This window comes from Plantactinospora sp. CNZ320 (genome assembly GCF_002846275.1).
This window is the reverse complement of sequence record NZ_PJMP01000001.1, coordinates 1,956,632-1,977,179: the sequence shown is the minus strand read 5'-3', so window position 1 is coordinate 1,977,179 and position 20,548 is coordinate 1,956,632. Positions and strand designations below refer to the sequence as shown.

At 67.2% G+C, this 20,548-nt stretch carries 15 protein-coding genes and 1 pseudogene; 6 read left to right on the top strand and 10 right to left on the bottom strand.

Going from position 1 to position 20,548, the window contains the following annotated elements; all coding sequences use genetic code 11:
* Window positions 1–139: 139 nt before the first annotated feature.
* From CLT71_RS08495 to CLT71_RS36415, 6 genes are all read right to left on the bottom strand, one after another.
* A complete protein-coding gene (locus tag CLT71_RS08495) occupies window positions 140–595 on the bottom strand; it encodes a hypothetical protein (protein WP_486483146.1) in 456 nt (151 codons plus the stop codon).
* A gap of 85 nt (window positions 596–680) precedes the next feature.
* Window positions 681–1,241 carry a hypothetical protein gene (locus CLT71_RS08490; RefSeq protein ID WP_486483145.1) on the bottom strand — a complete coding sequence of 187 codons (561 nt, stop codon included), beginning with the start codon at window positions 1,239–1,241 and terminating at the stop codon, window positions 681–683.
* Window positions 1,242–1,570: 329 nt separating this feature from the next.
* Window positions 1,571–2,167, bottom strand: a complete 597-nt coding sequence (locus CLT71_RS08485; RefSeq protein ID WP_101366627.1) for a helix-turn-helix domain-containing protein — start codon at window positions 2,165–2,167, stop codon at window positions 1,571–1,573.
* Between the two features lie 248 nt (window positions 2,168–2,415).
* The gene (locus CLT71_RS08480; protein ID WP_101366626.1) at window positions 2,416–5,454 is read right to left on the bottom strand and encodes a TIR domain-containing protein; all 3,039 of its coding nucleotides are present in this window, start codon (window positions 5,452–5,454) and stop codon (window positions 2,416–2,418) included.
* 66 nt (window positions 5,455–5,520) lie between these two features.
* Window positions 5,521–6,111 carry a hypothetical protein gene (locus CLT71_RS08475; RefSeq protein WP_101371262.1) on the bottom strand — a complete coding sequence of 197 codons (591 nt, stop codon included), beginning with the start codon at window positions 6,109–6,111 and terminating at the stop codon, window positions 5,521–5,523.
* A 4-nt stretch (window positions 6,112–6,115) separates the two neighbouring features.
* Window positions 6,116–6,298, bottom strand: coding sequence for a hypothetical protein (locus CLT71_RS36415; RefSeq protein WP_143743413.1), 183 nt, complete (start codon window positions 6,296–6,298; stop codon window positions 6,116–6,118).
* A 543-nt stretch (window positions 6,299–6,841) separates the two neighbouring features.
* On the opposite strand from CLT71_RS36415, the gene CLT71_RS08460 reads away from it, so the two are divergent.
* A complete protein-coding gene (locus CLT71_RS08460) occupies window positions 6,842–7,717 on the top strand; it encodes an IS5 family transposase (protein WP_199187880.1) in 876 nt (291 codons plus the stop codon).
* Window positions 7,718–7,736: 19 nt separating this feature from the next.
* Here CLT71_RS08460 and CLT71_RS08455 read toward each other — a convergent pair whose 3' ends face one another.
* Window positions 7,737–8,120 (bottom strand): hypothetical protein, encoded by a 384-nt coding sequence (locus tag CLT71_RS08455; protein ID WP_486483144.1) that lies wholly within the window; start codon window positions 8,118–8,120, stop codon window positions 7,737–7,739.
* Window positions 8,121–8,139: 19 nt separating this feature from the next.
* Between CLT71_RS08455 and CLT71_RS08450 the strand changes: the two are divergent.
* Window positions 8,140–9,346 (top strand): annotated as a pseudogene (locus CLT71_RS08450) (IS256 family transposase).
* A 784-nt stretch (window positions 9,347–10,130) separates the two neighbouring features.
* Here CLT71_RS08450 and CLT71_RS08445 read toward each other — a convergent pair.
* Window positions 10,131–11,408: a poly(ethylene terephthalate) hydrolase family protein gene (locus CLT71_RS08445; protein ID WP_486483143.1), complete on the bottom strand. Its 1,278-nt coding sequence runs from the start codon at window positions 11,406–11,408 to the stop codon at window positions 10,131–10,133.
* A gap of 216 nt (window positions 11,409–11,624) precedes the next feature.
* Window positions 11,625–14,063, bottom strand: a complete 2,439-nt coding sequence (locus tag CLT71_RS08440; RefSeq protein WP_101366622.1) for a non-reducing end alpha-L-arabinofuranosidase family hydrolase — start codon at window positions 14,061–14,063, stop codon at window positions 11,625–11,627.
* Window positions 14,064–14,842: 779 nt separating this feature from the next.
* Between CLT71_RS08440 and CLT71_RS08430 the strand changes: the two genes are divergently transcribed.
* Together CLT71_RS08430 and CLT71_RS08425 are read left to right on the top strand one after the other, a co-directional pair.
* Window positions 14,843–15,223 (top strand): PPOX class F420-dependent oxidoreductase, encoded by a 381-nt coding sequence (locus CLT71_RS08430; protein WP_101366621.1) that lies wholly within the window; start codon window positions 14,843–14,845, stop codon window positions 15,221–15,223.
* Window positions 15,224–15,665: 442 nt separating this feature from the next.
* Complete coding sequence (locus tag CLT71_RS08425; RefSeq protein WP_101366620.1) at window positions 15,666–17,906, top strand: S8 family peptidase; 2,241 nt, start codon at window positions 15,666–15,668, stop codon at window positions 17,904–17,906.
* A gap of 418 nt (window positions 17,907–18,324) precedes the next feature.
* Here the strand turns inward: CLT71_RS08425 and CLT71_RS08415 are convergent, their stop codons facing one another.
* Entirely contained in the window at window positions 18,325–18,657 is a 333-nt protein-coding gene (locus tag CLT71_RS08415; RefSeq protein ID WP_101366618.1) for a winged helix-turn-helix transcriptional regulator, read from the bottom strand.
* 133 nt (window positions 18,658–18,790) lie between these two features.
* Here CLT71_RS08415 and CLT71_RS08410 point away from each other — a divergent pair, with 133 nt between their 5' ends.
* Entirely contained in the window at window positions 18,791–19,660 is an 870-nt protein-coding gene (locus CLT71_RS08410) for an MBL fold metallo-hydrolase (protein WP_101366617.1), read from the top strand.
* Window positions 19,657–20,541, top strand: coding sequence for an alpha/beta hydrolase (locus tag CLT71_RS08405; RefSeq protein ID WP_101366616.1), 885 nt, complete (start codon window positions 19,657–19,659; stop codon window positions 20,539–20,541). Before CLT71_RS08410 ends, CLT71_RS08405 begins: the two co-directional genes overlap by 4 nt.
* Window positions 20,542–20,548: the final 7 nt, after the last annotated feature.

The following is a 20,548-nucleotide window of genomic DNA, read 5'->3' as shown; positions in this document are numbered from 1 at the left end:
CGTTGCATAAGGGTGACCTACCAGTGACGGGCGGCTCGGCGTTCGGATCTGCCGAATTGAGTGTGTGTCACCAAACGACCCCTCTGGGCTGGCCTCGTGGCCGAGGTTAGCCAGAAGCGCAAGGCCCGGGCTCATGCCATCAATCGAGGCAGTGGACGTGGACGACGATGTGCTGTGGCTGACCGCCCGTGTCTCGGTGTAGGACCTCAAGCTCGACTCGGTGCCGGTCCTCTGAGACGGGGTCGCCCTTCTCGCCGGCCAGGCAGGTTGGATAGGTACCGTCGCCGTGCAGTGTCCCGCTCACGTCCTGCCAGCTTTCGGCGATCACTGAATAGATCGTGTCGCCATCGAGAGGGCCCCGTCGGGCCCCGTCTTCCTCAAAGGCGACGGACCTGGTCTGCTCGTTCGACCAGGTGACGGTCCCAACGAGCAGCTCCGGCTTGGCGGTGTGCGGATCGTCGGCAAGCTTGGCCGCCACGAAGCCGCCGACCAGCCCTACGGCGACCAGCGCTAGGGAGAAGGCAATTGTTGCGAGGCGACGATTTGGCGGGGTAGCTACCGCAGCTTGCAGCGCGTCGGCGGATGCCACTGGCATGCCTGCAAGGTACGCGATTGGCGTCCACAGGGCTGGCCCCAAAGCGCACTCTTCTGCCGCGAAGTGCTCGTGTCATGGACCTACGTCAGAGGCGAATGGCCGGCACGCGATTGTCGGCTGGCCGCCGCACCTGGTCAACGGTGCCGCCGCGGACACCGAGGCTGCCTCGCGCGGCGCGGTAGAAGCCGTCACGAGTCTCATCGGCGCGCCGAACCAGTTCGGTAAGGTCATCGGGCGGGTCCGGTAAGGAACGCGCGGCCTGCTCCAGAGCCCGCACCGCGTGACGCCATGCGGAGGCCGCCCCTACGGTGACCTCATCACCGAGCAGCAGAACCGCCTCCCATGTCAGTGTGTGCCGCACATCCGCCTCAGCCAACCGCGCCAACCCCTCCTCGCCGTCAAGTGCAGGGGTACGGGCGCCGGGCCGGTGGGCGCTGAGCATTCCCAGCGCCAGCAAGTGGATCTCCTTCACGGCACGCGTGAATTCGGCATAGGCGTCCAGCCGCCGCTCGTCCCATCGCACCATTTGACTGCGCCGCCACCGAGCCCGCTCGGCCACTGTCGTGGCAATGATCGTGCCGACAGTGCCGACCACCACGCCGATCAGCGCCGCTACCTGCGGCATCATCGTCTCCAGCAGTCTCATCGACGTCCCCTCGCCGTGGTTGGACCCAGCCCGTCAGCCATGACTTGCACTACCGTCAGTTGCCATGCCGGCGGCGCCGGCCGCGCTGCCGGTGGCATCCACGCCGGCCGACTGACGAATCCGGTGACAGTGGGCCCCTGTTGTTGTCGCGATTGTCTCCGTTGGAGGGACCATCGTGGTGGAGTGCTTCACCGGCGCGCCGCTTCGTTCAGGCGTCGCTGCCGAGGAGGATCTCCCACCGCGCCGATGGGAAGCGCGACGCTACAGTGTCGCGCGCGTCGGAGACCGGATCCCGCTCGGTCACGGTGTCTCATGCTGTGTCCGGCGACCTACACCCAGCCTTGTTCCCGCGCGAGCAGCATCGCCTCGGTACGCCCGCCAACGCCCAGCCGAGCGTAGAGGTCCCGCAGCAGCCGGAACATCATCCGTTCGGAATAGCCGGATGCAGCCGCCACCCTTGCCACCGTCGCTCCGCCCGCGAGCATCCGCAGCCAGCCCAATTCGCGGTCGTCGAGGTGCACGTCGTCGTCCCAGCGGGCGGCGTGGCGCAGCAGTTCGCGGACGGTCGCGGCGGGCAGCACGGATTCGTCGCGGCGGACCGCCCGGCAAGCTTCGAGCAGACGTTCTGCGGTCACGTCACGGGGGAGCACTGCGGTGGCGCCGGCCCGGACGGCCCGTGTGGCGGCGGCCGCATCTGGCAGTAGGGCGACGATTCTCGCCGCCGGACGGGACCGGCCGAGGTCGCTGAGCAGCTCCCACTGAGCCGGAGTGGTCAGGCCGATGACGACGAGGACCGGTGCCTCGTCGGCGCACCAGGCCAGCAGGTCGGCGGGTTCGTCGACCGGATGGCCGTCCCGGCGAAGGGCGGCTGCGATGCCGGTGCGCAGCAGTGGAAGCGGATCGGAGATTGCTGCCCGCACCATCATCGGCAAACTGTGCCGCAGTCTTCGAGGGTCGTCGCGCAGGCGCGCCTGATCTGGCGTCAGACCCTGCCACGGCAGGCTGGGCGCGGTACCGATGCGTCATGGACCGCTTGCGAGCCGCTGTTTACCGTCGGGTCGGAGGAGGGCTGATGACCGACGAGACCAACATTCCGCCGAAATCTAAGGTCCGCCTGCCCAAAACGATCAAGAAGTTGCGCAAGCGGCTGCGGGGCCGCAAGAAGAAGGGCACCTCAGTCGGCAAGAAGTGAGGCGGCCGCTGCCCTGGCGCGGTCGACCACTGGCGATGGCAACGCTGGCGCAACCTGGTCGATCAGGAGCTGTACCCGGCCCACCGCGCCGGATGCGCTGGTCAGGCGACGCGCGTTCTGAAAGGCCTCGATCATGCGCTCCTCGTAGGTGAGCGGATCGTCGATCGCACGCACCAGCAGCACGATGCCGAGTAGGTCGTGGACCTCGAAGCTCTGCTTTTCGAGGCGTAGGTAGTCGTCCGCCAACCGATAGGCCTTGTCGAGGCTGGCGTCGGCGTTCGGGTCGCCCAGGCGGTACTCGACCAGTCCCCGTAGCGTGAACGCCGGCAGCCCGGTGTGCCGCTGCTCGACAGTGGTGGCGAAGCGCGCCTCTTCGAGGGCGGGTGCCAACTCGTTGCGGCAGAGCAGCGCGAGAACGATGCGATTCTTCGCCTCACGCAGCACGCGATTGTCGTTGCGCAGCGCCGCGCAGTCGATCGCCCGCTGGGCTGCAACGTAAGCGGCGTCGAATCGGCGAAGGTCAAGGTCTCGGGCGGACTGGGCGCAGTAGGTCCAACCCAGCAGAGTCGTGTCGCGATGCCGCCCGTCGCGGCTGATCTTCCGGGCGGCCATGTAGCAGCTCTCGGCGGCGTCGGTGTCGCCCTCAAACCCCCGCAGCCACGCCTCGTTCAGCCACAGCTCCCCGGATAGCAGGGACTCGCCGTCATGGTGCTTGATCAGCAGGTCGCGGGCAGCACGGATGTGACTGCCGGCGCCCGGAAGGTCGCCCGTGCGAGTGGCGCAGATGGCGAGTCCCGACCGCGCCTTGACGGCCTCGTGCCATTGGTCGTCGCGGGTGGTGTGGGCGAACGCGTCGGCATAGTGACCGGCGGCCGCCTCAACTCTCTTGTGCTGGTAGTTGATGCTGCCCGCCTGGAGGTGGAACTCAACGACGCGATCGACCGGCAACGACTGCACCAGCTCGGCCGCCGTGCCGATGCGGCTCGTCGCCTCGGCGAACTCGCCCAGCTGGAGGTGTCCGTTAGCCAGCATGGACAGCACTGGCACCTGCATCTCAGGCTCGGTGAACCCTCCTTCCAGCCGGCGCAGCCACGGTGCGAGCAGGTAGGTCTGCCCCCATCCGAAGAGCCATCCGTCGTCCATAGCCTCGATCGACTGCACCGCGCCCCGCAGATCACCGGCCTGGATCCGCAGCTCGACCTCGCTGAACTGCGGCCCCAAATCCTCGACGCGCTGCGGATCCTCCCGCGCCACCGAGATCTGATACTCGGCCGCCCAGACGCTGAGGTCGAGCAAAGTCCAGTGAAACGACTCCTCGTCGTACTCGTCGATGTCCCCGGCCGGGATGCCGCCCAACACGATAGCGGCGTCGTCCGCGGATGGGACGAAGTACCGGTCACCGTCGGCACGTATGACGCGTCGCGCGCTAAGCAGCTGCAATGTGCTGGCGCTGCGGACCTTGGGGCGGTAAGGGCCGAGCAGGAAGTCGACCGCCACCGCGGGGACCGGCTGGCCGAAGACGGCGAGCGCGGTGAGGACCATGCGGTCCAGGTCCGGCAGGACGTCGAGGATCCGGTCCATCAGGTACGCCGCGGGCGTCGCGTCGCCCAGCTCGGTCTCGAGCGACTCGATCAGCGACGCAACCGTGCATTGGGCATCGCTATGTAGCAGGGCGGTCACGAGCTCCAGCGTGCGTGGGTGCCCCTGCGCGAGGTAGGAGAGGAATCGGCGTTCGGCATTCGTGGCGGTGCCGAGCCCGCGGCGGTCCTGCGCGTCCATCGCCCTGAGGAGTTCCGCGCCGAAGATGTCGTCCAGGCCGACATCGAGTTCGATCCGAGCGGCCGGCGACCGGCGGAGCGGCAGCTCGATCGGACGCGACGAGGCGAGCACCAGGACGATGGACTGCTGTTCGCGGCGGTGGATGGTTTCGATGAGTCGTCCCAGCTCGGTGTCGGTCAGCCGTCCCTCGGTGTCGACGATCCGCTCCACGTTGTCGAGTACCAGCACCACGCGGCCGGGCCGGAGGCGATCCAGGATTTCGCCGGCCGCGCTGCGCCAGCTGACGTCGCCGTCTCGCAGCATCTCCTGACAGCGGCCGTCCTCACGGTCGTCGTCTGCCATACGGGCGAGCGCACCCAGCACCGTCGCGGGCGACACCCCCAGCTGGCCGAACGCCGGCAGGTAGGCGAACCACCGCACCTCGTCGTCCGAACCGTCCAAAGCGTCCGCCAGCTTGGACAGCATCGCCGTCTTGCCGCTGCCGGCCTTACCGGTGAGCAGGACGACGAGCGGGCTCTTGGCGTCCCGGACGGCGTCCAACAGCGCGGCCCGCTCGGTCACGCGATCTTGGAACTCGCTCGGCGGCACAGCCGGCGGCCTACTCAGAAAGCGGGTTCCCGGTCCGGATGTGCTGCGTGGTCGGCGCCGGGCCGCGCGTTCGGCGGCCAGCTCGGTTTCGAGTTCGGCGTCGTCGTCGGCGGCGTCGAGCTCGAGACGGCGCTGCTCGTCGGCGATCTGCCGGTCGGCGAGCTCGAAGAAGTCGTCATCGCCGGGGTGGTGCCGCGCCCAGAGTTCGCGTTCCCTCAGGAGCTGGGTGCGCTGATACTCAGGCGATGAGAGCTGCGTTAGCTGCTCAAGCAGAGCGGCCCAGTCGGGTGCGCGGGCTGTGGAGAGATCGAGCCGAGTGATCTGACTCAGTTGCAACGGCGTCGCGGCCTTTGGTGTCATCCGCAGGGGGATGACCGGCCGATTCAGCTCCCGGGCCTTTCCGACCTCCTGCGCGCAGACAACGCTGGTATCCGCCGCGTAGCCCGGAGTCATCAAGGCGAGCAGGACGTTGCACTCGCGGATCGCCCGCTGGATGACGGTGGGAAAGTGCTCACCCGGCGGCCGCTCGGTAAAGAGGAACGGGCTCGCGTTCATCGTGGTGCGCAGCCAATGCGCCAGCCGGGCGGCGTGCGGCTTGCCGTCGCGGCTTGAGAATGAGACGAAGACCTTCAGGTGGTCGACCGGTGGAGACACGGCGACCTCCCCACGCCGGAATCACATCCTGTGCTCAGGCAGTTTCGCAGTGCGACCATGGCGGGGTCAAGACACCGATGGCATGGTCCCGCCGGCCTTGCCGCCGAGCAGGCGGGCCTGCTCCTTCTTGAGCGTCGCGAAGCCGTCCCCCACGTACGTGACGAACGGCTCGCCCGGGTGCGCGATCAACGCCCGCCGCGGCGGCGACCCCGCCGGCCGGGCCAGATGCACCTCATAGGACGCCACGTGCGCGCAAAAGTCCTGTAACGGCACGGGCACGTCATCCTCGGCGATTAGGTCGGCGTGCTTGACGATGAGGTCCCGCATCTGCTTGTTCGCCGGCATCAGCCCTTGCTGCAGCCACCGGGTCCACTGTTCGGACTCGTCGACCGTCATCGCGCCGGCGTGCCGATCTTCCCGCTCCGGCAGGTGTGATGCTCGCATGGTGCGCCATAGATGCTCGTTCACCGACACGAGTGCGTACAGCGGCCCATACAGCTCACGCAACTGATCGCTGACCCGGGTCAGGCGCGCTTTGCGCCGCTCGTTACGCAGGGACGCGAGCTGGTTCGCGACGAAGACGATCACCGCGATCACGACGCTCGCCGAGGCGGTGATGACGGCTGGTTCGATGCTCTGTGTCCCGGTGGCGGCCATGGCGTCATCGTCGCCGAGCGGCGAATCGCCGGTCAATCGCCGGTTTGCCGCCTGTGGATTCGGCCAGCGAACGACCAGAGTGGAACCCACCACCGAGGCGAGCGGGGATGCGCGAAGGTGGCGCGGTGCGGCCGTTGATCCAGACGCCGACGAGATGCACGTCGCTGGTGAAGAGCTCTTTTGCCATGCCGATCCCTGTAAGTCACGGCGTACCTGCCTATCCACTCGGATCTGTACGCCGACGGCGGGACTTGCGGGACCGTTCCGCCAGCTGCAACATGTATGCCGTCCTGGCGTGTCGTGCCATTTCCGCGCGTACATCTGGGTCGAGCAGTCCCTCGGGATCGACCTGTCGTTCGAAGCGATCGAGGAAGCCCTGCGTCCCAGCTGCCGTGCGGGCGCGACGGTCGGTCGTCTTGGCCCAGGATGCGTGGGCAGCTATGCGTGCCCGGCGTCGACGTTGCTCCGGTGTCAGCCCCGTCGACCCGGCTGTCCGTTTTTCGGGCTCAGACACGCTCACCGATCCCGACACGGGATTGGCTTTCCTGGGCGCGTTCGGCGGCTGCGCTGGCGCCGTAGTGCCGGGGCATGTCGTCTGAGAGCCTGGTAAATAAGGGCTTCGGAGGCTGGCGAGGGTGACGATCATGGAGTGCGGCGTGGCGTCGTGACATAGGGATGGGCCTTCGGTACGAGCGAAGGTGACTAAACCAGCACGACCGAAGGCCCAACCCTGTCTGTATACCTTGTCGCCGGTGTCGCCTCGTACGCCACCCCGGCCACCCTCGATGCGCACCTGCCCACCGCCCGGCCACGGCACTACCCGTCGGACACCACCGACGCGGAATGGGCCGTCATCGCCCCGCACGTTCCGGCCGGGACCGGACGCGGCCGCCCGATCGCCTACCCGCGGCGCGATGTCGTGGACGCGATCCGTTACCTCGATCGGACCGGCTGCCAGTGGGCCGCGTTACCGGCGGACTTCCCGCACCACAAGTTGGTCTACCACTACTTCAAGACCTGGACCGCGGACGGGACGTTGAATCGGATGCACAATAGCCTGCGCGAACAGGTCCGCACCCAGATCGAGCACCGGGACCGGCAACCGACGGCCGCGTTGATCGACTCCCAGTCGGTACGCGGTGCGGAGACCGTCGGGCGACCGAGCCGCGGCTACGACGCGGGGAAGAGGATCAACGGCCGCAAGCGGCACATCGCCGTGGACACCTGCGGTCTGCTCCTGGCCGTCCTGGTCACCGGCGCAGGCGTCCAGGACCGCGACGCCGCCCGACCACTGCTGTGGGCACTACGCGCGTGCTTACCCGGCATCAGCCTGGTCTGGGCCGACAGCGGCTACACCGGCAAGGTCGTCACCTGGGCCGCGACCCACCTCGCCATGACCGTGCAGATCGTGGCCAAACTCGCCGGACAGACCACCTTCGTCGTCCTACACCGCAGATGGGCGGTCGAACGGACCTTCTCCTGGATCAACCGGTGCCGCCGCACCGTCCGTGACTACAAACGCCTAACCGAACACCACGCCGCGATGGTCCAATGGGCCATGGTCATCGTGATGGCCCGCCGCCTCGCCCGCCACCAACACCCCTGAACCCCTTATTTACCAGGCTCTAAGGGTTACCGCCGCTGACGTTGTCCTTGTGGTAGTGGTCGGGCGCGACGGGCAGTAGGAATGGCACGTGCTGCTCTTCTCGCCACGCCTCGATCTCTTCCGCGAAGTACTTGCGGATGTCGCTGTCCGGGTAGCGGGAACCCGACAGCTCCAGCACGAGCGGGTCAGCGGCTGCTGAGCTGGGCCATTGCGGGTGCGTCCCGACCAGCCATACGTCGCCCACGATGCGGATCCACGACGACAGCACCATCGGGAGAGGACCGAGACGCTGTTCGGGACTGTACAAATAACGGCTGATCGACCGATCAAGGGAGAGACGCCAGATGACGACCGAGACCACCGTGGGACAGGAGCCGGCCGGCGGGCCGGTGGGTGCGGTCACGGATGAGCAGTTGATCGCGATGCTGGTCGATAGGGCTCGTGGTGACGGGCTGCAGCTGACCGGTGAGGGCGGGCTGTTGCAGCAGCTGACCAAGCGGGTCCTGGAGTCGGCGTTGGATGGTGAGATCACCGATCACGTCGGCTACGACAAGCACGACCCGGCGGGTCGGGGCAGCGGGAACACGCGTAACGGCAGCCGCACCAAGACGGTGCTGACCGACGTCGGCCGGGTCGAGGTTCGGGTCCCGCGCGACGCGGCGGGCACGTTCGAGCCGCAGATCGTGCGGAAGCGGCAGCGGCGCCTGTCCGGGGTCGATGACATGGTGTTGTCGTTGTCGGCAAAGGGGTTGACGCACGGCGAGATCGCCGCCCATCTGGCCGAGGTGTATGGCGCCGAGGTGTCCAAGCAGACCATCTCCACCATCACCGACAAGGTCATGGACGGCATGGCCGAGTGGCAGAACCGGCCGCTGGACCGGGTGTATCCGGTCGTCTTCATCGATGCCATCAACGTCAAGATCCGTGATGGTCAGGTCGCGAACCGGCCGATCTACATCGTCATGGCGGTCACCGTCGACGGGCACCGCGACATCCTCGGGATTTGGGCCGGCGACGGTGGCGAGGGCGCGAAGCACTGGCTGCACGTACTCACCGAGCTGAAGAACCGCGGCGTTCAGGACGTGTTGATGCTCGTCTGCAACGGGCTCAAGGGCCTGCCGGACGCCGTCGCGACGGTCTGGCCACTCACGATCGTGCAAACGTGTGTAGTTCACCTGCTACGCAACTCGTTCCGCTACGCCGCGAGGCAGGACTGGGACAAGATCGCGAAAGCGCTCAAGCCGGTCTACACCGCTGCGACCGAGGACGCCGCGACCGAACGGTTCCTCGAGTTCGCTGAGGCCTGGGGACGTAAGTACCCGGCGATCGTCAGGCTGTGGGAGAACGCCTGGGCCGAGTTCGTGCCCTTCCTCGCCTTCGACGTCGAGATCCGCAAGGTCATCTGCTCCACGAACGCGATCGAGTCGGTCAACGCCCGCATCCGCAAGGCCGTCCGCGCCCGCGGACACTTCCCGAACGAGGCCGCAGCACTCAAGTGCGTCTACATGGCCTTGATGAGCCTCGACCCCACCGGCGAGGGACGCCGCCGATGGACCATGCGCTGGAAGGCACCCCTTGAACGCGTTCCAGATCGCCTTCGAGGGCCGGCTCACCCCGGCCAACGACTGACCACCTCAACAACCAAGATCAGCCGTTAACTTGACACTCCCCGATCGAATGGCTGGAGGAGCCACACGCGGTGCGCAGGCAAGGAGTTCGTCCGGACTGCCCGGCATGGCAGGCGCTTGACGATCCGCGGTAACAAGCCCGGTAACAGAGGAGGTCGCAACGGGCGGATGTGGCGGTGAGCCACGGCATGGACCGGCATTTGAGAACGTCGTTCTTGCCCGTTTCTATGGACGTTTCATCCTATCCTGGCACTGCGTGACAGAATCGTTGTAAAACTGGGGGTCAAGGGGTCGTCGGTTCGAATCCGGCCGTCCCGACAGCGAGAGGGTTGCCGCGGGTCAGAGACTTGCGGGAACCCTCTTTTCATGGCTTGAAATGAATGTTCGGTCTAGCGCGTCGCTGTTGGACTCCTCGACTCGGGCAGGTTGCCATATGCCACTATTGGATCTTCAAAAGCTCACCCGCGACTTGACCGTTTCTCCAGCGGACGCTGCGGATGCTGAACTCGGACACGAAGCGCCACCGGCGCTACGCGTCGCTGCGGTGTTCAGCGAGCTCGCCCGAGCGATCTGATTTCCGACCGGCAGACGCGGTTCGACGTCTCTACCGATTCGGGAACGCAACAGCCCACTCCTGGTGCCGATGCTTCCGCTGGGTCTGCCCCCGCATTCGCAGGAGACGAACGCGGTCTACGTCGCACGACGGTGACGGACGGGAGTCACGAGTCTCTCCGGTCGGGTGGCACTTGATCAGCGATCAGACCCAACCCGACCGGAGAGCAGCGCTATCTCGACACGAGCCTGAATTGCTGGTTGGTCTGTCCGTGGCAGTCGTACAACTGGACCTGGGCCCCGTTGGCTGTGCTCCAGACGTCCAGGCACCGCCCGGACTGCACACCACTGATGGTGCCGTTGGAGTTGACGTTCCACTGCTGGTTGGTCTGACTGTGGCAGCTGTAGATCTGGACCGCCGCGCCGTTACCGGAACCCGCCGCATCGAGACACATGTTGCCGGACACCTGGAGTTGCTTACCCGAGGTGTACGTCCACAACTGGTTGGACTGCCTGTTGCAGTCGTAGAGCTGCACCCGGGTGCCGTTGTTACGTGAGGGCGCGTCGATACACCGGTTCGACTGAGCGCCGACGATCTCACTGGCGGAACCGGGCGGAGCGGTGGGGGTGGACGGAGGCGTGGTCGGCGGGGTCGTCGGGTTGCCGGAGGGGGTCGGCGTCGGCGTGCCGGTCGCCGGCGGGGGCAGCAACGGGCACGTGCTGCGGTAGGTGACCACGCCGCTGGAGTCCAGCAGCGGGCAGAGGAACTGGCTGTACCGGGCATCGTTGTCGATGAACATCTTGACGAACGGCAGCATGGTCCGGATCATCACCGGGTTCGACCGACCGACCATGAAGCCATGATCCGCACCGGCGACCTCCAGGTAGACGCTCTCCGTCGTGGCCGGGAGGCTGTTGTACAGGCCGGTGGCGTAGGACGGGGTGACCACCGTGTCCGCCTGCCCAGAGAAGATCATCGTGGGCACCCGATCGTTGGCCAGGTTCGACGACGGCGAGTACGGCGCGATGCCGACCACTGCCTTCAACGACGAGCGCCGGATGGCTGCGCTCAACGCCCCACCGCCGCCCATGGAGTGACCGGACACGGCGAGCCGGTTCGGGTCCACCCGGTCGCGCACCGGGCTCTGCTGGGTCAGGTAGTCCAACGCGGCGAGCAACTGGGTTCCTCGGGCCGTGTCGAAGTCGTTACGGCTGTTGGTCTCGATGCCGATCACGACGAAGCCGTGCGAGGCCAGCCACGGCCCCATCCAGGCCAGCTCGGCCGAGAACAACGCGGTGTAACCCGGCGAGATCGCGATGGCCCCGAAGGTGCCCTGGCTGGTGTCGGTCGGGTAGTAGATCCTGCCGCCGTTGAAGCCGTACCCGGTCGGGACGCTGACCGACGTGTTGGCGAAGGGGCCCCTTTCGGCCGTGACACTGGTGCGGGTGGGGTCCGGGCCCCGCTGGTACGGGTTGTCGGCGGCCGACGCTGACCCGGTCGTCACCACCATGGCGAACAACCCGACGGCGGCTACGATCCCGGCCGCGGTGAGCGTGAACAGCCTTCCCCGAAAGCCGGGGGACCTTCGGTCAGCATGGGTGTCCCCCGATGGCGTGGGGTGGGGTGTGTGTCCTCGCACTGTCGGTACCTCCTGGTGATGGGGTAGGTGAGGAGCGGGCGGGCTCGGTACCGTGCCCAGCCCGCCCGCTCCGGCGTTCTCCGATCGTTAGCGCTGGAGGGTCAGCAGACCCGGTCGGTAGGGCAGGAGGCCGTAGTCGCCGCCGGAGTTGGGGGAACGCCCCTGGTAGAGCAGTTGCAGGTTGCAGGCGTTCACGGTCATGGTCTGGTCGGCGTTGCTGCGGATGAGTTCGCCATGGCTGATGTCGTTGGTCCAGGTGGCGCCGCTGTTGGCCTTGCCGGCGAACGGGTTGCTCTCACTCGTCGCCTGCGGCGTCCAGGAACCACCCAGGCTGGTGGCGGTGAACGAGCGGAAGTAGCGCCCGTTCGCGCCGATCGCCTCGACGAGCATCAGGTACCGGTTCTCGCCCTGGAGCTTGTAGACCTGGACGCCCTCGAACAGGTTGTTGGTCGAGTCGGTCATGATCGTCGTGTAGTTCGAGCCGAAGCTGCCGGGGAAGTTCCCGATCGGCATGCTGGACCGGTAGATCCGGCCGTTGTCTCCGGCGAAGAACAGGTACATGTTCTGGTCGTCGCCGATCAGTGCCTGGTCGATCGGACCGGTGCCGGAGTCGGAGATGCTCGCGGTGGAGAGGGTCTGCTGCGCCGACCATCCGTTCGCGTTGGTGGGGTTGCTCGACGTGCGGTAGGAGAACGCGGTCCCACCCCACTGGTAGGCGAGCACCCAGATGTTGCGCGGCGCGAAGTAGAACAGCGACGGTGCGACGGTACTCGACGACATCGCGTTCTGGCTGGCCGAGCCCATCTGGGACCAGTCCGAGAAGAGGCCGAAGTTCATCGAGCCCCACGTCGTTCCGGTGTCGTGCGTCGTGGCGTAGACGAGGTGCTGGCCGTTGTACGGGGCGTAGGTGAAGTCTTTCAGCGACACCCATCCCGACCTCGGCTGCGCCAGCGCGCCGGTCGACGACCAACGGTACGTCGACGGAAGCTGGCAGTTGGCGCCCGTCGGCGTGGGCGTGGGCGTCGTACTGGCCGTCGGCGTCGGCGTAGGCTGCTGGGTGGGACCGCCGAGCGAGACGAGCCTGAATTGCTGGTTGGTCTGTCCGTGGCAGTCGTACAACTGGACCTGGGCCCCGTTGGCTGTGCTCCAGACGTCCAGGCACCGCCCGGACTGCACACCACTGATGGTGCCGTTGGAGTTGACGTTCCACTGCTGGTTGGTCTGACTGTGGCAGCTGTAGATCTGGACCGCCGCGCCGTTACCGGAACCCGCCGCATCGAGACACATGTTGCCGGACACCTGGAGTTGCTTACCCGAGGTGTACGTCCACAACTGGTTGGACTGCCTGTTGCAGTCGTAGAGCTGCACCCGGGTGCCGTTGTTACGTGAGGGCGCGTCGATACACCGGTTCGACTGAGCGCCGACGATCTCGCTCGCGGAGCCGGGCGGAGCGGTGGGCCCCGGCGTGGTCGGGTTCGGCCCCGGCGTGGTCGGGTTGGGGGTTGCGCTGTTCAGCGCGGCGAGCACCGCGTCGTACGCCGACTTCTTCTGGCCACTTCCGTTGAACAGCAGCGGGTTTTCGCTGGAGCGCCACGAGTCCGAGTCGCGGATGCCCCACACCGTGATGCCCGTGCACCGGGAGACGGCAAGGCAGTCGTTGGTCACGTTGCGGTACGCGTCGACCGGCGCGTTACGGATGTCCAACTCGGTGACCTGCACGTCCACGCCGAGGGCGGCGAAGCTGGACAGCGTGGTGCGGTAGTTACTCGGGTAGTTCGACCCGCCGGTGAAGTGCGTCTGGAAACCGACGCAGTCAATCGGCACGCCGCGCTGCTTGAAGTCACGCACCATGTTGTAGACACCCTGGGTCTTGGCGTCGTTCCAGTTGTCGGTGTTGTAGTCGTTGTAGCAGAGCTTGACGTTGGGGTCGGCGGCGTCGGCGGTGCGGAACGCCACCTCGATCCAGTCGTTGCCGGTGCGCTGGAGGTTGGAGTCACGCCGGCCTCCGCCACCGCCGTCGGCGTAGGCCTCGTTGACGACGTCCCAGGAGTCCAGCTGGCCCCGGTAGTGGGTGACCACGTTGGTGATGTGGTCGATCATCGCCTGCCGCAGCGCGCTACCGGACAGCGACTGCATCCAGCCCGGCTGCTGCGCGTGCCAGGCCAGGGTGTGTCCCTTGACCTTCATGCCCCGGGAACGGGCGTGGCTGACCAGCCGGTCGCCGTTGGTGTAGTTGAACTGTCCCCGGTTCGGCTGAAGCGCGTCGGGCTTCATCTCGTTCTCAGCCGTGACCTGGTTGAACTCACGGTTCAAAATTGTCGTGTAAGCACTGTCGTTCAGCTTGTTCACGGCAACGGCGGTACCGAAGTAGCGACCCGACTGGGCCGCGGCCGCGCCCAGGGTGGCCTCGGCGGCATGAGCGAGATTGGGTAGCAGGGAGACGGTGAGAGCCACGGCGACCGCGGCGGTCCCGACAACCGACAGCGTTCGAAGTCGACGCCCGGCGGGACGGGTTCGGGAGACCATACGGATCCTCCAACGATCGAAATGAGACTTTCTAGTGCGGTACGGGCGAAGCGGAACTTGCGATGAGTGGTCCAGTCGCCCGGCCGGCAGGGTGGTGGCTAAGGGTGCTGGGCCGTCCAGTTAGTCGACGCGCGCACCTCCCGGTGGTTGGGGATGATCGTTGCGGGCGCACACCGCCTCGGTTCAGGGGTTGGTTGGCATGCGCGGGTGTCAACGATGGGCTTGAGGCTTCTGTGGGCGACCTGACGGGTTCATCGACAGTGTTAACGCTCACACTCTTCGATGGATCCAGGCTTACAGGAAGTTGCGGGTTTATCAAGCGATAGTTTCGGGCGTTGACCGATAGTTTCGGGATCGTGGCAGAGCGAAGGCTCGAGCCCGATCGGCGCATACCGGCTCAGAGCAGACGGCCCGGCCGGGTGCGGCGAGATCTCACCGCACCGGGCCGGGCCGTGATCCTCCGTCACCTTGTGCCTGCCGAAAACGTCGTCCGGGCAGGTCAAGCGGCATGCTCGTACTCGCGGAAGGGCAGCATTCGCGGCCGGTCGGCATCACGGGCGATGCGTCGGTGAAGATGCCTTCCTTGCTCCAGGCGACGAAGTAGCCGTAGACCGTGGCGTGGGGTGGGAAGTCGTGGGGCAGGTAGCGCCATGTGAACCAGACACGATTGCGGGGCGAAATGCGCCATTTCGCCGGGCTGTTCCAGCGGCGCCGGATCCGTCGATCTCGGCTACATCCAACTGTCCTGACGCGGCTCTGCTGCCAGCTACGCTGACACGATGACCGCGGCCGACGAGATCTTCCGTAGCCGGTACGTCAGTCTGACCACCTACCGCAAGGACGGCACCCCGGTGGCCACGCCGGTCTGGCATGTACCGCACGGTGCTGAACTCTGGATCGTGACCGAAGTGGGTTCGGGCAAGGTCAAGCGGATCCGGAACAACCCGCACGTGTGTGTGCAGCCGTGCTCCTTCCGCGGGACGGTGGCGCCGGATGCGCCGAGCGTGACGGGAACGGCCCGGTTGCTGGACGGCGATGGGACGGTGCAGGCCCGCCAACTGCTGGCCCGCCGATACGTCATGTCACGGGCGGGGAACTGGTTCGCTCGCATGCTGCGACTACGCCGCCCCCCGATGGTCGGCGTTATCGTGTCGTTCTGATCAACCAGGATTTCAACCGGAACGCCTGTCAGCTCCGCCTCCATCCAGGTTGTCTTACCCCCACGTAGGGACGCCGCAGTCCTGCCAGTACTCCTGGTGGCCAGCCCGTCAGGCGGCGATCGAATCGTGCCCTCAGTCTCAGCCCGAGCGTGATCGCGGTCCACGTCGCCGAGCCGGCTGACATGCGCCCGCTACCCCCGACGACCGCAGGAGTGACCGGGCGGATCGAATCGCGGATTTTGTTGACAGCGAAAAATTCCCCGACGCATCATATCGACATAGGTCACTCTGTTGTCCGGGATGGACCACCGTCGGCCGACGGGTCACCACCTCCCATGCCGGGCCAGCTGGCCAGCGATTTCGGTGGTCGTCCGCAGAGCAGCGTCGGGGAGTCCAGCTCGGTCGGTCCCGGGCGTGTCGCTCTCGTCAGGAAGGAAGCCCCATGACATCGACAGGATTAGGCAGACTTGCCCTGTTCCGGTCCGGCATCGTTGCCGCGGCAGCAGTGCTGGCGCTCACCGCGAGCACCATGCCCGCGCTGGCCGCCCCGGCCGAGGGTGAGATCCTCGCCGCCGGCGGCCGGACCGCCGTGGCCGGCTCCTACATCGTCGTGTTGCGGGACTCCGTCGTCACAGCCACCACCGTGGACAGCACCGCACGATCTCTCGCCTCGCGGCAGAGTGGCGGTGTCGGCCTGGTCTACCGGCACGCCCTGCGCGGCTTCGAGGCCCGCCTCTCCGAGCGGGGTGCCCGCCGGCTCGCCGCCAACCCGGCCGTGGCGTCGGTGACGCAGAATCACACGGTGTCGGTGACGGACGTGCAGAGCCCGACCCCGTCGTGGGGCCTGGACCGGATCGACCAGCGGACGCTGCCACTGGACAACTCGTTCACCTACCCCCGCGTGTCACCCGGCGTGAAGGCCTACATCATCGACTCCGGCATCAACCTGAGCCACAGCGAGTTCGCCGGGCGGGCGGTATCCGGCTGGGACTTCATCGACAACGACGCCAACGCCTCCGACTGCTACGGCCACGGCACCCACGTGGCCGGCACGGTCGGCGGCACCACCTACGGAGTGGCCAAGAACGTGCAACTGGTGGCCGTGCGGGTGCTCGGCTGCAACGGCGGCGGCAACATCGCCCAGGTGATCGGCGGGATCGACTGGGTGACCGGCGATCACGACCCTGGTGAGGTGGCCGTCGCGAACATGAGCCTCGGTGGCGGGGTGTGGCCGCCCCACGTCGAGGCCGTGAGGCGGTCGATCGCCGACGGCGTCACCTACGTGGTGGCGGCGGGCAACGAAAACGGCGCCGACGCGTGCAACTACAGTCCGGCCGGTGTCCCGGAGGCGATCACGGTCGCCGCCACCGACGCCAACGACGCACGTGCATCCTTCTCCAACATCGGTACGTGTGTGGACATCTTCGCGCCGGGCGTCGACATCACCTCGGCGTACGTCGGCAGTGACACGGCTACCCGCACCGCCTCCGGAACGTCGATGGCTACCCCGCACGTCACCGGGGCGGCCGCGCTGATCCTGGCCAACAACCCCACCTACACCCCGGCGCAGGTGACCCAGGCGATCTTGGCCGACGCCACACCCGGCGTGGTGACCAATCCGGGCGCCGGCTCACCGAACCGGCTGCTCCACGTTGACCCCACCACCCCCGACAACGACTTCATCCTGACCACCACCCCGAGCGATGGCACCGTCACCGTCGGCGGCAGCATCTCCACCATCGTCACCGGCACCGTCACCAGCGGCGCGGTTCAACCGGTCTCGCTGACGGCCATCGGCGCGCCCGACGGCGTTACGGCCACCTTCACGCCGGCGAACATCTCCTCCAACGGCAGCTCCACGCTGACCATCAACATTGGCCCGGCAACGCTGGCCGGCGACTACACCATCACGGTGATCGGCACCGGGACCGAGGCCACCCGCCCGGCGGCGTTCCAGTTTCGCGTCAACGACGTGCCCGGCTGTGTCGGCACCAACGGCACCGACACGTCGCTCTCCCGAGACGGTGGCGTCGAGATCCCCATCACGATCACCGACTGCCCCGGCGCCGCCGCCAGCAACAGCACCGTCGAGGTACACATCGACCACACCGGCATCGAGGACCTCGACATCAGGCTGACCGCACCCGACGGCACCTGGTACTACCTGCTGTTCCGTACCGGCTACGGTAATCATCACATCGGCTACACCTTCACCTACAACCTGTCGTCGAAGACGGCGAACGGCACCTGGAAGCTGTACGTCAGCGACGCCGGCCCCATGGGCTACGGAACCCTGGACTCCTGGCGGCTCAATCTGGCCGGCGCCAATCTGCCGGCACCGGCCTGCGGTGGTATCGCCACCGCCGACGTACCCATCCCGGATTCCGGCGTAGCCACCTCACCGATCAACGTGGCCGACTGCGGCCGGGCGCCGTCCACCCTCAGCTATGTCGAAGTCCACGTCCGTCACGGGTGGGCCCCGAGCCTCCACCTTTCCCTGATCGCACCCGACGGGCAGACATACCTGCTCCAGGACTTCCTCTGGATGGGGGTCGCGAACGCCTACCGGACCTTCATCGTGGACCTGTCCGGAAAGCCGAGCGGCGGCACCTGGCGGCTGCGGGCCGAGGACAACAGTTGGGGCAACGAGGGCCTGATCGAAGGCTGGAAGCTGACCCTCTGACAGTGATGATGTGGGAGCGGGTCACCCGGCCCGTTTGACTCACCCTCTGACTGACCGCGGTGTCTTCTAGGGGATTCGTCGGCGTGTCCGGGTGACCCGTTCCTGCACTCACCCGCTGGGCGTTCGTGACCTGATAGGAGCCTGTGCAAGAGGTCCCGTCACTGTCCTGTCCGCCCGTCCCGGCGGTGCGTGCCGACCCTGTTCGGCGCAAGCGAAAGGGACGACGGTTCCAGCACGGCAGCCAAGAAGCGTCAGGTCACAGGGTGTCGACACCCACGGCAAGACCCATCACGCCGCCGCCGTCGACGGTGCCAGCCGGGTCCTGGGTGACCAGGAGTTCCCCGCCTCGGCGGCGGGCTACCGACACTCCATCCCCAAACCCACACGTACGTCCAACCACGGCTGACGAATGGCCCAGTCAGGTCGTGTTGTTCTCCGTCGCCCAGGCACAGATGGCGGCCAGCGGTTCCTCGAGCGTCCTGCCCAGGGCGGTGAGCGCATACTCGATGTGCTGCGGCGGTGTCGCCTTCAGTACCCGTCGTTCCACCAACCCGTCACGCTCCATGTCGCGCAGCGTCTCGGTCAGGACCTTCTGGGTGATTCCCGCGATTCGACGGCGCAACTCGGCGTGCCGCTGAGGGCCGGCGAGCAGCGCGTAGATGAGCAGGACCCGCCACTTCGAGGCGAGCCGCTCGATCGCCTGCCGCGTCGTGCAGCCCTCCTCCAGCACGTCCGGAACCACGAGCGCCATCGAGTTACCTCCTGAAATCGACAGCACGGTCCGGGCCCGTCGAAAGGGCACCGCGAAGTGCCTTCTGTCCGTCCGCCGGTGTGCGACCTAGCGTCGAGGCCCAACAGTAAACGTTGAGAGGAACACCGCCGAGATGGCCGAGCGTACGTCCGAGTACCGTGTCCACACCTATACCGCCGCCGAAGCCGGCCTGCTCGTCAACAGCTACCTCGTGGAGGCGGACGAGGGCGTCGTACTCGTCGACGCGAGCCTGCTGCTCTCCGATGCGCGCGCTCTGGCCGCCCGTATCGCGGCGCTGCGCAAACCGTTGCTCGGCGTTTTCGTCACGCACGCTCACCCGGACCACTTCAACGGATTGCCTGTGCTCGCCGGCGACGATGTACCGGTGTTCGCGGCGGCCGATGTGGCCGACACGATCGCGCGGATCGCTGAGGAGAAGCGTGCGCAGTGGCAGCCGGTGTACGGCGACGAGTGGCCCGACCGGCACCGGGTCCCGGACCGGCGACTGAGCGCAGGAAGCGTGGTGGAGCTGGCCGGGCTACGTTTCACAATGCACGCCGTCGGCGCCGCGGAGAGCCACGCCGACTCCTACCTCACCCTCGACGACCGAGCGTTCATCGGCGACCTGGCATTTCACGGCACCCACCCGTACACCGCGGATGGGCACACCGGCAGCTGGCTCACCGTGTTGGACACGCTCACCACCGCGCTCGACGGCACCGTCCTCTACCCAGGGCACGGCGGGCCGGGCGACGTCGGCATGCTGGCCGACCAGCGGCGCTACCTCATGATGTGCCGCGAGACGGTGCGCCGCCTCGCGGCCGGGGCGTCGGTGCTGACCGACCCGCAGCGCGCGGAGCTGACCGACGTTATGACCCGGTTCCTGCCCGGTGCGCCGCTGACCTGGATGATCGGCCTCGGCGCGGACGCGGTCGCCGCGGAGTTGGCCGCCGAACCGGCGCATCGGGCAGGCGCGGTGCCGGACGAGGCGGTGGCGGCGTGAACACCCAGCGCGTGACGTTCACCGCCGACGGGGTCACGTTGGTCGGCAACCTCGCCGTGGCCGGCGACGGGGCGCCGGCCGTCGTGCTGACCGGGCCGTTCACCGGGGTCAAGGAGCAGGTCACCGGCACGTACGCCCAGCGGCTGCACGAGCGTGGGCTGACCACACTCGCCTTCGACCACCGCGGCTTCGGGGAGAGCGGCGGGCGTCGCGGACACGAGGACAGTCAGGGCAAGCTCGCCGACCTCCGCGCGGCGGTGAGCCTGCTCGGCGCGCATCCGGCTGTGCACCCCGCCCGTGTTGCCATCGTCGGTATCTGCATCGGTGGCGGTTACGCGGTCCGCGCCGCCGCCACGGATCCGAGAATATGCGCGGCGGTGGGCATCGCCGGCGGGTACAACAGCCCGACCCGGTTCAGTGCGGGTGACCCGGACGGTTATCGCCAGACCCTCGTTTCCTTCATCGAGCGCTACGACGAGGAACTGCCGGCGGTCGCGCGGGACGGTGCGACCGCGGCGATGGGTGGCGACGAGCCGTTCGCCTACTACGGCAGCCGGCGTTCCGTCGCAAGACACTGGGAGAACCGGGTCACCTACGGGTCCTTGCACACACTCATGACCTTCGACGCACTCGGTGCGGCGCCGTTGCTGGCGGCCACTCCACTGCTGGTCGTGCACGGTCGCACCGACGACTACTGCGCGCCCGCGCTCGCCGAGGCGCTCTACGCCGACGCCACAGGTCCGAAGGAGCTTGTCTGGCTCGACGCGGCGCGACACATCGACCTCTACGACGTCGAGCCTTACGTGACGCAGGCCGCCGAGGCCGCCGCGACCTTCCTGCACCGTCACGCCGCACGGCCAACCTCGCGGCAAGCGCGGTAGCACCGGG

Excerpts from the sequence above, each read along its gene's own strand:
- CLT71_RS08415 (WP_101366618.1), bottom strand. The coding sequence starts at position 18,657 with ATGGCGCTCGTGGTTCCGGACGTGCTGGAGGAGGGCTGCACGACGCGG.
- CLT71_RS08490 (WP_486483145.1), bottom strand. The coding sequence starts at position 1,241 with ATGAGACTGCTGGAGACGATGATGCCGCAGGTAGCGGCGCTGATCGGC.
- CLT71_RS08410 (WP_101366617.1), top strand. The coding sequence starts at position 18,791 with ATGGCCGAGCGTACGTCCGAGTACCGTGTCCACACCTATACCGCCGCC.
- CLT71_RS08475 (WP_101371262.1), bottom strand. The coding sequence starts at position 6,111 with ATGGCCGCCACCGGGACACAGAGCATCGAACCAGCCGTCATCACCGCC.
- CLT71_RS08440 (WP_101366622.1), bottom strand. The coding sequence starts at position 14,063 with ATGGTCTCCCGAACCCGTCCCGCCGGGCGTCGACTTCGAACGCTGTCG.
- CLT71_RS36415 (WP_143743413.1), bottom strand. The coding sequence starts at position 6,298 with ATGGCAAAAGAGCTCTTCACCAGCGACGTGCATCTCGTCGGCGTCTGG.
- CLT71_RS08430 (WP_101366621.1), top strand. The coding sequence starts at position 14,843 with ATGACCGCGGCCGACGAGATCTTCCGTAGCCGGTACGTCAGTCTGACC.
- CLT71_RS08485 (WP_101366627.1), bottom strand. The coding sequence starts at position 2,167 with ATGATGGTGCGGGCAGCAATCTCCGATCCGCTTCCACTGCTGCGCACC.
- CLT71_RS08445 (WP_486483143.1), bottom strand. The coding sequence starts at position 11,408 with ATGGTGGTGACGACCGGGTCAGCGTCGGCCGCCGACAACCCGTACCAG.
- CLT71_RS08425 (WP_101366620.1), top strand. The coding sequence starts at position 15,666 with ATGACATCGACAGGATTAGGCAGACTTGCCCTGTTCCGGTCCGGCATC.
- CLT71_RS08495 (WP_486483146.1), bottom strand. The coding sequence starts at position 595 with ATGCCAGTGGCATCCGCCGACGCGCTGCAAGCTGCGGTAGCTACCCCG.